Origin of the sequence: Virgibacillus sp. NKC19-3 (genome assembly GCF_019837165.1) — a bacterium.
Classification (GTDB): Bacteria; Bacillota; Bacilli; order Bacillales; family Amphibacillaceae; genus Virgibacillus_L; species Virgibacillus_L saliphilus.
This window is the reverse complement of record NZ_JAGYHC010000001.1, coordinates 2,474,358-2,488,049: the sequence shown is the minus strand read 5'-3', so window position 1 is coordinate 2,488,049 and position 13,692 is coordinate 2,474,358. Positions and strand designations below refer to the sequence as shown.

The following is a 13,692-nucleotide window of genomic DNA, read 5'->3' as shown; positions in this document are numbered from 1 at the left end:
TTTAAACGGAGTCACTTTTTTTTCGTTTCAATGATATACCATATCCCATGACCAGGGATCCAGCGATGATAAAAAGGAATATTAGCCAAATATTGCGCAGGGCGATAGCAACTCCTACAGCAGCAAATAAAGAAATGACAAGTATAGCTAATAATAACATGGGAAAGTTAATGTTTTTCATAGAACCACCTCTACTTTCTCTCTTTAGATTAGTATATAGCAAAATGACTTAATGTTCTAATCAAAGGGACGAACAAATGAATGACTGGCATGAAGCATAAATATTTAGTATGATGGTGAAAGAATTGAAGAAAGCGTAATATTATTAACAGCAGCGATGGGGGAAGACCAATGGATGCCACCAATGTTAGTCCTATTTTCGATTTTGTATTAAATCATTATCCCAATTATTTGTTTTGGATTTTTTATGTACTTAATTTGATTTTTGGAGCTATTGCTTTTAAGTTAGGATTTGCAAGAAAACTACCACTTTTAAAAACGATTTTTGTATATGTTATGCTTGCAGTTGGTACATACATTATTACCATATTTAGCATCTTCCAAATGCCAATCACAGAAAGTCTCATAATTATTTCACTCGTGCTTGCGATTTACCGATTCAGATTGCATAGGCAAAGAAAAAGGAATAACAGCTATGAAAAAACGCCTGAATAAGGCGTTTTTTAGATTTAAATCAAATCCCTTTTTTGTTTTTTCTTTCTATATAAGTGAAAGTTGCCTGTTGAGTGGCGTTGTATCGTTTTATATCCAATTCGCTCGTAACATGTTTCACATAAATACATATGAACTCTGCGGTTTCTTAGCCGTTTTGCTTCAGGAGAATGATCTTCTAATGTTTCTATTGTATCACAAATAACGCATTTTACCTGCATAAATTTTCACCTCAAAACTATAATGCCTATACATACTATAACACAGAAAGCGCTTCTTAAAAATCCATGGATGTTTATAACAGTTTTGATAGGGGAAAATAGTAATTAATAAATAGGGGAGGTCGATTTGATGAAAAAAAGGTATATTTTATCAGCAGGAGCCATCGGAGCTGCTGTAACAGGTTATTTGTTAACAGGTAAATTTAAAACGAATAAAAAGGAATCGGATACATTATTAGAAGATGCCGGAATTCCGGATCAATTAGCGAATAGTAGTCCTGCGCAACGGGATAACGCAAAAATGGTTTCCGAAGGTTCGCAATTTGGTGTCCAATATTATAATGAAGTACAGGAAGAAAATGCAAACTAAAAAGATCATTTAAAAGATGGATAAAAAGGTCCGCGTCGGTCAAGGTAGTTATATCTAAGGACTGTGCTAAATTGCTCGTTGCACCAAAATAGTGGCGGATTGCTGGTAAATCCTCGTCCCAGCGAAAACGTGTGTAGTGTTGATATTAGCACGTCTTGTGCGTCGAATGGACCTTTTGAATATTCTCTCGTAACGCAAATTACGTTCTTTTAAAGCTGTTATAACATGCTGTATGAGTTTTTTGTATATTTTTTCGTATTCCATCCAAAATAATCTTAAGTTGAGTATTATTTAGGAGGAATACTGCATGAATGTACGAATAGCTATATTGTTTTTAATTAGTGTATTTATTATCGCTGGCTGCCAACAGGAAGAAGAACCTTTAGCAAATGAGCAAGAACAAAATAATAAAATAACACAAGTGGAAAACTCGGATCCAGCAGAAAGAACAAATTTAAATAATAGTGAAATCGCCGATCATTTAGCTAATGTAGCAAGTGATGTACCCAATGTCCATGATTCAGCAGCAGTTGTTGCAGGGCCTTACACAGTTGTAGGAATTGATGTTGACAAGGATTTAGATCGTTCTAGAGTTGGCACCATCAAATATTCTGTCACGGAAGCATTACAGCATGATCCATACGGGAAAACAGCAGTTGTCGTAGCGGATGCAGATGTGATGGAAAGAATTCGCGGTATGGGAAATAAAATAAGACAGGGTCATCCTGTCGATGGTGTTGTAGATGAAGTCGCTGCAATTGTAGGGAGGTATATGCCTGAATTTCCTATAAGTGAGGATCAGCCCCAGGAACCTGACCAGAACAAAGAGATCATGCCTGAGGAAGATAAACAACAATTAGAAGATATTGAAGAAGAACAGTCCCACCCTGAAAGAGAAGGGAACAATGAAAAAAGGTGATCCCTGTTTGGTTGGGGAATCACCTTTTTAGAGGTTGTTCAAAAACTCGGTAATAATGACACTCTATAGGGAAGATTTTTCCAAAAAAACACTTACATCAATAATCAATGTAGAAGTCAATCCAATACGCGATGAGCTCGTCAATATTAACGGTTAATTAATAATTATTTTGGTAACACTTTTGATTGGTTCTTCCTTGTTGGAACCATCCATATAGTATAGATGAACAGGACCATCTTCTTTTAGTGGCTTTCCTTCTACCGAAAATAGGAAATAACTGTTATAAAGATCCTGAAGTGGTATTTCCACATCTTCATGATTTGTTACAAGTATTGCTGTTTCAGCTTTGGGATTTATTTCTGCATTATCCAAAAAGTAATGAATTGGCATGACATAAGAATTTTCTAATAGTTGATTCCCCTCCATCCGTGAGATACTTCTATTCACAGGTGGGGCTTTTTCAATAGCACGATCCCATATTTCGGAAGCCTTTTTCAGCTCATCTTCTGGTTCATCTTGATCTTCTTTACTTGTAAATGCTTCTTCTAGTAATATTTTCCTGTCATCAAAAATCCAGACAGTTGGATCTAACGTAATAGAGTAAGTGACATTTCCAATTATTGGTATTATCATGATTTTCCCCCCTCACAATGTATCTTCACTAAGAATAGCAGACAATATCTAATATTTCACTTGTTAGTGATTAACATTTTTATAACAAAAATGTTTGCAATTTCTTATAGGTAACGATACTATAAGTATAGAAGAAGTCTTTTTTTAGTGGAGGGGATAAGTTTGATGCCTGAGGTGACTGCAAATTATAGTGAAGAAGCCCATGCCCTTCTTAAGGCTGATGCTGATAAAATTTTACGCCTGATAGAAGTTCAAATTGAAAATTTAACAATGCCACAATGTCCTGTATATGAAGATGTGCTGGATACACAAATGTTTGGCCTCTCCCGGGAGATCGACTTTGCTGTGCGATTGAATTTGATCAGCGAAAATGAAGGTAAAGAACTTCTCGAAAATTTAGAGATGAAGCTAAATATACTGCATGAAGCAACGCAAAAGTCTGTGTGATTCATAATGTTGATCGCATTCGTGACGTCATGTAACACAGCAAAAACTTTGCCTGCATACTACGGTGGCAAGGTTTTTTTGTTTACGTTTGTTTGACAGGAAAAGTTTTATAAAAGAGCAAAGATGAAAAATTGAAATATTTTTAGTCTAAAACTATGTTATACTACTTAATAATTCTATTTCATCTGTAATTATCTTACATATAGTGGGGAGAAGTAAGATGATAAAGAGATTAAAAGATTATGACTTTACATTAATGATTACACCTATACTTTTAACAGCTTTTGGATTAGTCATGATCTATAGTGCAAGTATGGTAATTGCTGTTGTAGAAGGAAATGAAAGTACGTATTATCTCACCAGGCAAGCGTCTTGGTTTGGTACTGGTATGATAGGATTTGTATTTTGCAGTATCTTTCCATACAGATATTACCAGAGGTTCATGAAAATTATCATTTTCTGCGTAATTTTACTATTAATTGGTGTACTGGTTATCGGGATTAACATTAATAATGCGCAGTCATGGTTCGTGATTGGACCAATAAGTTTACAACCTGCTGAATTTGCAAAATTAGGCCTTATCCTTTATTTAGCTTCAGTTTATTCAAAAAAGCAAGCCTATATTAGTGAGTTCAATAAAGGTGTATTACCACCCTTAATTTTGACCGGGGTTATCTTGGGGTTAATCGTGATGCAGCCGGATATTGGAACAGCGGCGATTATCTTTCTTATAGCATGTACCGTGATTTTTAGTGCTGGAATTCGTTTTAAACACCTATTTATACTTATCTCTATAGGGGTAGTAATATTTGCAATTGCTGCTCCAAATATGGTTACAGATATTAGGATTGCAAGGTTTACAGGAGCCTTTCAGCCGTTTCAGGCGCCGGATTCAGGTGGTTATCAATTAATCCAATCTTACCTTGCTATCGGCGGTGGAGGATTGACTGGTGAAGGTCTTGGACAAAGTGTACAAAAGTTAGGTTATTTGATGGAAGCTCACACCGATTTTATTATGGCAATTATTGCAGAAGAACTAGGTTTTATAGGTGTGATCATCGTTATAGGATTGCTTGCTACAATTGTTTTACGAGGGATTTTTATCTCAAGAAAATCAAGAGATAGCTTTGGCGCCTTATTAGCGATAGGTATATCTGCAATGGTAGGAATACAAGCACTTATTAATCTTGGAGCAATAAGTGGACTCTTGCCAATTACAGGGGTTCCTTTACCATTTGTTAGTTATGGCGGGTCGTCCCTGCTTATATTACTGATTTCGATGGGGATATTAAATAACATTGCAATGTCAGTAAAGAAACAGGAACGGGAGTCAGAAGCAGAAACAGAACCAGAAAACGCACAATCTATATCTGAAAGAAATATATTTAATGCTAGAGGAGGAAGAACATGGATGAATTAAAACAGATAAACAAGGTATTGGTTGCTAATCGAGGAGAAATTGCTATTCGGGTATTCAGGGCTTGTACGGAACTTGATATTCGTACAGTTGCTATATATTCCAAAGAAGATTCAGGATCCTATCATCGCTATAAAGCAGATGAATCTTATTTGATAGGAGAAGATAAGAAGCCAATAGATGCTTACCTGGATATCGAAGGGATTATTAAACTAGCAAAAAGCGTGGGTGTAGATGCCATTCATCCGGGGTATGGATTTTTATCGGAAAATATCGATTTTGCAAAGCGCTGTGAAGAAGAAGGAATTATTTTTATCGGCCCCACAAGTGAGCATTTGAATATGTTTGGCGACAAAGTGAAGGCAAGGGAACAGGCTGTTAATGCTGATTTACCGGTAATACCTGGTAGTGATGGACCTGTTCATTCTGCTAGTGAAGTAGAAGCTTTTGGAAGAAAGCATGGTTTTCCAATTATTATTAAAGCATCCTTGGGTGGAGGCGGCCGTGGTATGCGGATCGTCCGTAGTGAAGAAGAAATCCCAGAGGCCTATGATCGGGCGAAATCAGAAGCAAAGTCAGCATTTGGCAATGACGAAATTTATCTGGAAAAATTAATTGAAAATCCAAAACATATCGAAGTTCAAATTATTGGTGATGAAGAAGGAAATATTGTTCACTTGTACGAAAGAGACTGTTCTGTACAACGCAGACATCAAAAGGTTGTAGAAGTTGCACCAAGTCTATCATTATCGGACAGTCGTCGAATGGAAATATGTAATGCTGCAGTACAATTAATGAAAAATGTAAACTATCTAAATGCTGGTACGGTTGAATTTTTAGTAACGGATGATGCCTATTATTTTATTGAGGTGAATCCACGTGTACAGGTGGAACACACGATTACAGAAATGATTACGGGTGTGGATATTGTTCAAACACAGCTGAAAATTGCTGCAGGGCGTAGTTTACTTGATAATTCAATCGGCAATTTAAGACAGGATAAGATCACTGTGAATGGGTATGCTATTCAATCTCGTGTCACAACAGAAGACCCATTAAACAATTTTATGCCTGACACAGGAAGAATAATGGCTTACCGGACAGGTGGCGGTTTTGGTGTTCGCTTGGATGCCGGAGATGGATTTCAGGGTGCAGAAATCTCCCCACATTACGATTCATTACTAGTTAAGGTTTCTACATGGGCACTAACATTTGAGCAAGCAGCACAAAAGATGGTCCGAAACTTAAAAGAATTCAGAATTCGCGGAATTAAAACGAATATACCTTTTCTAGAAAACGTTATCTTGCATGATAAATTTTTATCTGCGCAATACAATACGACGTTTATTGATGAAACTCCTGAGCTGTTCGTATTTCCAAAGCGCAAAGATCGCGGTACAAAAATGCTTGCATACATTGGTCATACAACAGTGAATGGTATGGAAGGGGTGGAAAAAAAGGAAAAACCCGATTTTTCAGCTCTTACTGTACCCAAGACAGACATTTTAACAGAAATTCCTAATGGTTCGAAGCAAATTTTAGATAAGCGAGGGCCGGAAGGATTAGCAAAATGGCTCAAGGAACAAAAGGAAGTCATGCTGACGGATACAACTTTTCGTGACGCCCATCAATCCTTATTAGCTACAAGGGTGAGAACGAAGGATTTGGATCGAATAGCTGAACCAACTGCCCGGATGTTACCGAATCTTTTCTCTGTGGAAATGTGGGGTGGAGCAACATTTGATGTGGCATACCGGTTTTTGAAAGAAGATCCATGGGACAGGTTATTAAAATTGCGTGAAAAAATGCCTAATCTTCTACTGCAAATGTTACTTAGGTCCAATAATGCTGTAGGTTATAAAAATTATCCCGATAATGTTATACAGGAATTTGTTGAAAAGAGTGCTAATGCAGGAATAGATATTTTCCGAATTTTTGATAGTCTAAATTGGGTTGAAGGAATGCAGCTGGCAATTGAATCTGTTAGAGAGAATAAAAAAATCGCTGAAGCTTCTATGTGTTACACAGGTAACATATTGGATATTGGCCGTTCGAAGTATGATTTGTCCTATTATTTAAATCTGGCAAAACAGCTTGAACAATCTGGCGCTCATATTCTGGGCATTAAGGATATGGCAGGCCTACTTAAGCCTGAGGCAGCATATCAGTTAATATCTAATTTAAAGGAAACAATAAATATACCTATTCATCTCCATACACATGACACAAGTGGTAATGGTATTCATACGTATTTCCGTGCAATTGATGCCGGAGTGGACGCAGTGGATGTCGCCGCAAGTCCAATGGCAGGCCTGACATCTCAACCTAGTGCACAGACATTATATCATGCTCTTGAAGGCGGCAAGCGGCAGCCAAACATTGATGTAGATGCCTACGAAGAACTTTCCCATTATTGGGAAGGGATAAGAGAGTATTATAAGGACTTTGAAAGTGGCATGAAAGCACCACATACTGAAATCTACTTACATGAAATGCCTGGTGGTCAATATAGTAATTTAAAGCAACAAGCTAAATCTGTAGGTCTGGGAGATCGATGGAATGAAGTGAAAAGAATGTATCGTCAGGTAAATGATATGTTCGGAGATGTTGTGAAGGTTACACCATCTTCCAAAGTTATAGGTGATATGACCCTATTTATGGTTCAAAACAATTTAACAGAAGATGATATCTATGAACGTGGGGAGTCAATAGATTTTCCGGATTCTGTTGTTGAATTTGCTCAAGGATATATTGGACAACCGTATCAAGGTTTTCCGGAAAAGTTACAACGAATTATTTTAAAAGGAAAAGAAGCAATTGAGGTACGGCCTGGTGAATTACTGGATCCAGTTGATTTCACCCAATTAAAAGAGACTTTATTTACTTCATTAGATCGTCAGGTAACAAGTTTTGACCTTATATCCTATGCATTATATCCGAAGGTCTTCATGGATCACCATAAATTTTGTGAAATGTATGGGGATATGTCCGTTCTGAATACACCGACATTTTTCTATGGTATGAGTTTGGGTGAGCAAATAGAAGTTGAAATCGAACAAGGGAAAACATTAATTGTAAAATTAGTTTCCATATCGGAAGCAAAAGCAGATGGAACCCGTGTCGTTTATTTTGAATTGAATGGTCAGGCCCGTGAAGTTGTCGTTACTGACGAGAGTGTTAAAGCAACGGTGGCAACAACACCTAAGGTTGATAAATCTAATGACAAACATATAGGCGCTACTATGCCTGGAACCGTAATCGAAGTAATTAGTAAAAAGGGAGATAAGGTAAATAAAGGAGATTATCTCCTCACAACTGAGGCGATGAAAATGGAAACAACCGTTCAAGCACCATACGAGGGTGTCATTAAAGACATCCATGTAGAAAATGGCCAGTCCATTGCAGTTGATGATTTATTAATTGAATTTGAATAAAGTTGGCTACTGAATTATCCGCATACGCATGATTCTATAATATTCTAGACTACATGGAGACCGGGACATAACTAGCCAAAAGAAAGAAAAAGAGGAACGTCACATCGAAACTCGATGTGACGTTCCTCTTTTTTGGAATTATATATATACATAAAAAAGATGGTAGAGACAGTGATCCTCCGAGAATCACTGCTATAACGAATAAGGGCAAATCCTAATTCATACCGGGTTCCATCCCAGCCTCTATTATTTTCCGGAAACGGGCTTATCTTCTTTTATAGGCAGTTCTTTTTCATACTTAGAACTTCTAGACGATAGGAGAATGAAATAACTCAGCATTCCAAAGAAGCAGGAGATGATAAACGCATGTAATAAGGCAACTCCCAAATTTAATCTGGTGAAAATAATCATAGCCCCAAAAAATACCTGTGCAGCAATCAACCCTAATGCAGCAATCCATCCCCAATACATTACTCTGTGCTGCCTATAATTTTTAATCATTTTTATAAATAAAGCAATCGTCCAAATGAAAAGAATGCCCGCAGCTAAGCGATGTCCCATCTGTACCCATTGCTCGAAATTATAATCTGCAAAAGCGAATGGTGATGTATTTGAGCAGAAAGGCCAATCTCCGCAAACCAAATTTGCTTCGGTATGCCGTACTAAAGCTCCAGTATAAACAACTATCAACGTATATACAGTTAGAGCATAAATTTCGATTCGATGTTTTTTTTGAATGAATAGAGATGTAGCATCGAACTTCCTGTCGATTTCAAATATGAGTAGTGTTAGTAAAAAAACCGCTGCAAATGAAATCAGCGAAATACCGAAATGAGCAGCCAAAACGAAGTCAGATTGTCCCCACATTACCGCAGCTGCTCCTACAAAGGCTTGCAGAGCCAAAAAGAAAACAGATAATAGAGACAGGAATTTCACTTCACGAATATGTCCAATATATTTCCACGCAATAATAGCTAAAGCCAGAACAGTAATACCAACAGTTCCACTAACCAACCTATGACTTAATTCAATGACGAGTTCAGGCGAAATTGCTGATGGTAAAAACTGCCCCTCACATAATGGCCAACTATCGCCACATCCATCTCCAGAGTCTGTTTTTGTAACTAAAGCTCCACCAAGTAAAATGAATGTCATTCCTATGGTGGAGATAACAGATAACCATTTTAATATCTTAATCATAATACATCCTCACTTCACGTATATAAGTAAAATTATTCTTTACAAGTACAATGGACAAATTAATAATAGTATTTTTCCATGACACAATGCAATGAAATACCTTTAAAATATGACAAATGACACAAAATTGTTAGAGTCTCAGGGATTATTACTATTTTGATCGTATAAAATATAGAAAACCCTTGCATTGTGCTGTTTTGTTTGCTAGAAATAATATAGGGACATTTGCCTTATGATCTGCGTTACTTTGTCAGGTAAGTGCTTCGATATAGTAAAATAATGTTATGTAATTAATTAGATTGTAATACAATTCCATGATACAATTAAAAATAATTATCAGTATGCATAAGCGTATAATCTTAAGCGTTAAAATGTATACTTGATATTATAATGCTTTCGGTGGAATTAGAAGGGGGGACACAAGATGGACAACATAGAGACACCTTCGTCACAAATGGTTAACGGAGAGACTGTCCCGAAAGCACAAAAAACAACACTATTCTCTGATCTTAAAGCATTGGTTAAAATTGGTATTATAAATTCTAATTTAATTACTGCATTTGCGGGCTTTTGGTTAGCACTCTATTTTACCAATTCTTCACTGTTCACGCATTGGGACATATTTTTATTAACAATGGCAGGTGTTGCATTTGTTATTGCCGGTGGGTGTATACTAAATAATTGGTATGATGCTGATATTGATCAGGTGATGTCAAGGACAAAGAATCGACCTACTGTAACTGGGAAACTCTCACTACATACAGTTATGGGGCTGGGGCTCGGAGCCACTGCACTTGGATTACTACTACTGCTTTTCACAACAGTGGAAGCCGCATTGCTTGCGTTGTTTGGCTGGTTCGTATATGTAGTTTTATACACGATGTGGTCAAAACGAAAATATACGTTAAATACAATTGTTGGCAGTTTTTCAGGGGCGGTACCACCTTTAATTGGTTGGGCAGCGATTGATCCTCATTTCCATGTCGTACCTTTAGTGCTGTTTTTGATCATGTTTATTTGGCAAACACCGCATTTTCTGGCACTAGCAATGAAAAAGACAAAGGAATATAAAACTGCTGGGATTCCGATGTTACCTGTAGTACATGGATCTGAGTTTACAAAACGGCAAATTGTTGTATATACAGCGTGCTTATTACCGTTACCGTTTTTTTTAGCGTCGCTTGGTACAACGTTTATTGTGATTGCGACGTTACTTAATATTGGTTGGCTCGTTATTGGATTAAGAGGTCTGTTTGTAAAAGATAATCTTAAATGGGCAAATACGATTTTTGTTTATTCGATAAATTACTTAACGATACTTTTTCTAATGATGGTTGTTGTAACCTTACCCATGTTTTCTTAAATAAATAGTTCAACTAACATGCTTAAAGAAAATCAATAAGGAGAAAGAGAGGTATGAATAGATGAAAGGTTGGATGGGAAAATCGAAAGTTATATTCCTGTTAGGTTCATTAGCACTAATTCTGGCCGGTTGTGGAAAAGAAAATTTATCAGCCCTCAGGCCAAAAGGTTACGGTGCCGATTCATCGATGAATTTAATTATTCTTTCCATTATAATTATGACATTTGTGTTTATCGTTGTCATGCTCGTATACGTTGTAGTTTTATCACGCTTCCGTAAAAAGAAGGGGCAAGAAGATTATATACCGAGACAAGTTGAAGGAAATAAGACACTTGAAACTATTTGGACGGTTATTCCGATCATTTTGGTTATAATACTTGCTGTACCAACAGTAGTAGCAACATTCGATTTAGCGAATGAAACAGGTTCAGAGGATGGTTTGAATATAGAAGTTACCGGTAATCAATACTGGTGGCATTTTAACTATGAGGGGCAGGAAATTCAGACAAGTCAGGATATGTACATTCCTGTTGGTGAAGAAGTACATTTGAATATGGTATCCTCTGATGTTATCCATTCATTCTGGGTTCCATCACTTTCAGGAAAAATGGATGCAAACCCTGAAAACGAAAATAATATGTACATTGAAGCCCATGAGGAAGGCGTCTACTGGGGCAAATGTGCTGAACTTTGTGGACCATCACATTCATTGATGGACTTTAAAGTAATCGCAGTCAGTCCTGAAGAGTTTGATCAATGGGTTGATGACATGCAAAGTGTTGACCCTGATGAAGAGCCGGAAGATTCTGTCGCGCAGGATGGAAAAGCTGCATTTGAAGAAAATAGTTGCATGGGTTGTCACGCAATTGGTTCTTCACCAGCGCAAGTAGGACCAAATTTAACAGCATTTGGAGATCGTTCTCAAATTGCAGGTATTCTTGAACCAACAAAAGAAAATTTGGTTGATTGGATTATGGATCCTGAATCAATTAAGCCTGGAAACAAAATGACTGGTAATTATCCGGATCTTTCTGAAGAGGAAGCAGATAGTATTGCAGAATATTTAATGCAACTGCAGCCTTCTGAAGTAACACCGGAAAGTGCTGGAGATTAATTTCATAATTTACATTATTGGGATGGAAGATGAAAAAGGGAGGTTTAAGTATTGAGTATAGCAGCTACTCAGAAAAGAGGCTTCGGTGCTGTGCTATGGGATTATTTAACCACTGTAGACCATAAAAAAATTGGTATATTGTATTTAATAGGCGGTGGTTTCTTTTTCCTGATCGGTGGATTGGAAGCTTTGTTTGTACGTATTCAACTATTAGTACCGGAAAATGATTTCATCAGTGCAGGTTTCTACAATGAAATGTTTACCATGCATGGGACAACGATGATTTTCCTGGCAGTAATGCCATTATTGATCGGTCTAATGAACTATATTATGCCACTCCAAATCGGAGCGAGAGATGTCGCATTTCCGTTTTTAAATTCATTAGGCTTATGGTTATTTATATTTGGTGGAGTGTTGTTAAACTGTAGTTGGTTTTTGGGCGGAGCTCCTGATTCGGGATGGACTGCATATGCTCCGTTATCATTACAATCACCGGGACACGGTATTGATTTTTATGTAATGGGATTGCAGCTTTCCGGTGCAGGAACATTAATTGGTGGTATAAACTTCCTGGTTACGGTTGTTACGATGCGTGCGCCGGGAATGACCTATATGCGTATGCCACTATTTACTTGGGCTACATTTATTACAAGTGTATTAATATTATTTGCGTTCCCTGCATTAACAGTTAACTTATTTCTATTAATGTTTGACCGTATGTTTGGTTCGGCATTCTTTGATGTAGCTTTAGGTGGAAATACAGTGATTTGGCAGCATTTGTTCTGGCTGTTTGGTCACCCTGAGGTTTATATTCTAATATTACCTGCGTTTGGTTTATTCAGTGATGTATTTTCAACATTTTCCAAGAAAAGATTATTTGGTTATACAGCAATGGTGTTTGCGACAGTGTTGATTGCATTTTTAGGATTCATGGTATGGGCGCACCATATGTTCACAGTTGGATTGGGCCCTGTAGCAAACTCCATTTTTGCGATTGCAACAATGGCTATTGCAGTACCTACAGGAATTAAAATCTTTAACTGGTTGGCAACCATGTGGGGTGGAAGTATTACAATTAATTCTTCTATGCTTTGGGCTTTAGGGTTCATACCTACATTTACGATTGGTGGTATGACGGGTGTTATGCTTGCATCTGCTGTAGCAGATTATCAATATCATGACACATACTTTGTTGTGGCCCACTTCCACTATGTAATGGTTGGTGGTACAGTATTTGGAATTATGTCCGCACTGCATTACTGGTGGCCTAAAATGTTTGGAAGAATTCTGCATGAAGGTATGGGCAAAATCACGTTCTGGACATTCTTTATTGGGTTTCATTTGACATTTTTCGTTCAGCATTTCCTTGGATTAATGGGGATGCCTCGTCGTTATTGGGTGTTTCTAGAAGAGCAAGGATTAGACACTGGTAACTTAGTCAGTTCGATTGGTGCATTTTTAATGTCCATTGGTGTAATTGTATTTTTAATTAATATTTTTTACACTATAAAATCCAAAAAAGCACCAGCTGATCCTTGGGATGGTCGTTCGCTGGAATGGTCCATACCATCGCCACCGCCACACTATAACTTTAAACAAGAACCGTTGGTCCGTGGACTGGATCCTTTATGGATTGAAAAAATGGAGGGCAAAGGTAAAATGACCGCTGCAGAGCCATTAGATGATATCCATATGCCGAATTCGACCATAGTACCATTTATTATGTCAGTTGGATTCTTTATCGCCGGTTTCGGATTTATTTATCAAGTGGATCATAGTGCATGGCTAAGTGCGGTTTATGTTGGTATGGCAATAGCACTTGGCGCTATGGCGTTTAGATCGTTGAAAGATGATCATGGACACCATATTACAAAAGAAGAACTAGAAAGGGAGGCTGACTAA

General features: G+C 37.3%; 13 protein-coding genes. 9 read left to right on the top strand and 4 right to left on the bottom strand.

What is annotated here, in order from left to right:
• Position 1: 1 nt before the first annotated feature.
• Positions 2–181 (bottom strand): DUF5325 family protein, encoded by a 180-nt coding sequence (locus tag KFZ56_RS12065; protein WP_222642171.1) that lies wholly within the window; start codon positions 179–181, stop codon positions 2–4.
• A 170-nt stretch (positions 182–351) separates the two neighbouring features.
• On the opposite strand from KFZ56_RS12065, the gene KFZ56_RS12060 reads away from it, so the two are divergent.
• Positions 352–675 carry a YlaH-like family protein gene (locus KFZ56_RS12060; protein WP_222642170.1) on the top strand — a complete coding sequence of 108 codons (324 nt, stop codon included), beginning with the start codon at positions 352–354 and terminating at the stop codon, positions 673–675.
• Between the two features lie 14 nt (positions 676–689).
• Here KFZ56_RS12060 and KFZ56_RS12055 read toward each other — a convergent pair whose 3' ends face one another.
• On the bottom strand, positions 690–893 hold the full coding sequence (locus KFZ56_RS12055) for a YlaI family protein (RefSeq protein WP_222642169.1): 204 nt from the start codon (positions 891–893) through the stop codon (positions 690–692).
• A gap of 130 nt (positions 894–1,023) precedes the next feature.
• On the opposite strand from KFZ56_RS12055, the gene KFZ56_RS12050 reads away from it, so the two are divergent.
• Both KFZ56_RS12050 and KFZ56_RS12045 read left to right on the top strand, forming a co-directional pair.
• Positions 1,024–1,263: a YbyB family protein gene (locus KFZ56_RS12050; protein WP_222642168.1), complete on the top strand. Its 240-nt coding sequence runs from the start codon at positions 1,024–1,026 to the stop codon at positions 1,261–1,263.
• A gap of 307 nt (positions 1,264–1,570) precedes the next feature.
• On the top strand, positions 1,571–2,182 hold the full coding sequence (locus KFZ56_RS12045) for a YhcN/YlaJ family sporulation lipoprotein (protein ID WP_222642167.1): 612 nt from the start codon (positions 1,571–1,573) through the stop codon (positions 2,180–2,182).
• 153 nt (positions 2,183–2,335) lie between these two features.
• Here the strand turns inward: KFZ56_RS12045 and KFZ56_RS12040 are convergent, their stop codons facing one another.
• On the bottom strand, positions 2,336–2,815 hold the full coding sequence (locus KFZ56_RS12040; RefSeq protein WP_222642166.1) for a hypothetical protein: 480 nt from the start codon (positions 2,813–2,815) through the stop codon (positions 2,336–2,338).
• A 165-nt stretch (positions 2,816–2,980) separates the two neighbouring features.
• Here KFZ56_RS12040 and KFZ56_RS12035 point away from each other — a divergent pair, with 165 nt between their 5' ends.
• The 3 genes from KFZ56_RS12035 (at position 2,981) to pyc (ending at position 8,113) form a co-directional block, all read left to right on the top strand.
• Positions 2,981–3,262, top strand: coding sequence for an Fpa/YlaN family protein (locus KFZ56_RS12035; protein ID WP_222642165.1), 282 nt, complete (start codon positions 2,981–2,983; stop codon positions 3,260–3,262).
• A gap of 220 nt (positions 3,263–3,482) precedes the next feature.
• Positions 3,483–4,682, top strand: coding sequence for a putative lipid II flippase FtsW (gene ftsW / locus KFZ56_RS12030; protein ID WP_222642164.1), 1,200 nt, complete (start codon positions 3,483–3,485; stop codon positions 4,680–4,682).
• Positions 4,670–8,113 carry a pyruvate carboxylase gene (gene pyc, locus KFZ56_RS12025; RefSeq protein ID WP_222642163.1) on the top strand — a complete coding sequence of 1,148 codons (3,444 nt, stop codon included), beginning with the start codon at positions 4,670–4,672 and terminating at the stop codon, positions 8,111–8,113. Before ftsW ends, pyc begins: the two co-directional genes overlap by 13 nt.
• A 246-nt stretch (positions 8,114–8,359) precedes the next feature.
• Here the strand turns inward: pyc and KFZ56_RS12020 are convergent, their stop codons facing one another.
• Positions 8,360–9,313, bottom strand: coding sequence for a COX15/CtaA family protein (locus KFZ56_RS12020; RefSeq protein WP_222642162.1), 954 nt, complete (start codon positions 9,311–9,313; stop codon positions 8,360–8,362).
• Positions 9,314–9,737: 424 nt separating this feature from the next.
• Between KFZ56_RS12020 and cyoE the strand changes: the two genes are divergently transcribed.
• The 3 genes from cyoE (at position 9,738) to ctaD (ending at position 13,692) form a co-directional block, all read left to right on the top strand.
• On the top strand, positions 9,738–10,676 hold the full coding sequence (gene cyoE / locus KFZ56_RS12015; RefSeq protein WP_222642161.1) for a heme o synthase: 939 nt from the start codon (positions 9,738–9,740) through the stop codon (positions 10,674–10,676).
• Between the two features lie 61 nt (positions 10,677–10,737).
• Positions 10,738–11,790: a cytochrome c oxidase subunit II gene (gene coxB, locus KFZ56_RS12010; RefSeq protein ID WP_222642160.1), complete on the top strand. Its 1,053-nt coding sequence runs from the start codon at positions 10,738–10,740 to the stop codon at positions 11,788–11,790.
• Between the two features lie 51 nt (positions 11,791–11,841).
• Positions 11,842–13,692 carry a cytochrome c oxidase subunit I gene (ctaD, locus tag KFZ56_RS12005; protein WP_222642159.1) on the top strand — a complete coding sequence of 617 codons (1,851 nt, stop codon included), beginning with the start codon at positions 11,842–11,844 and terminating at the stop codon, positions 13,690–13,692.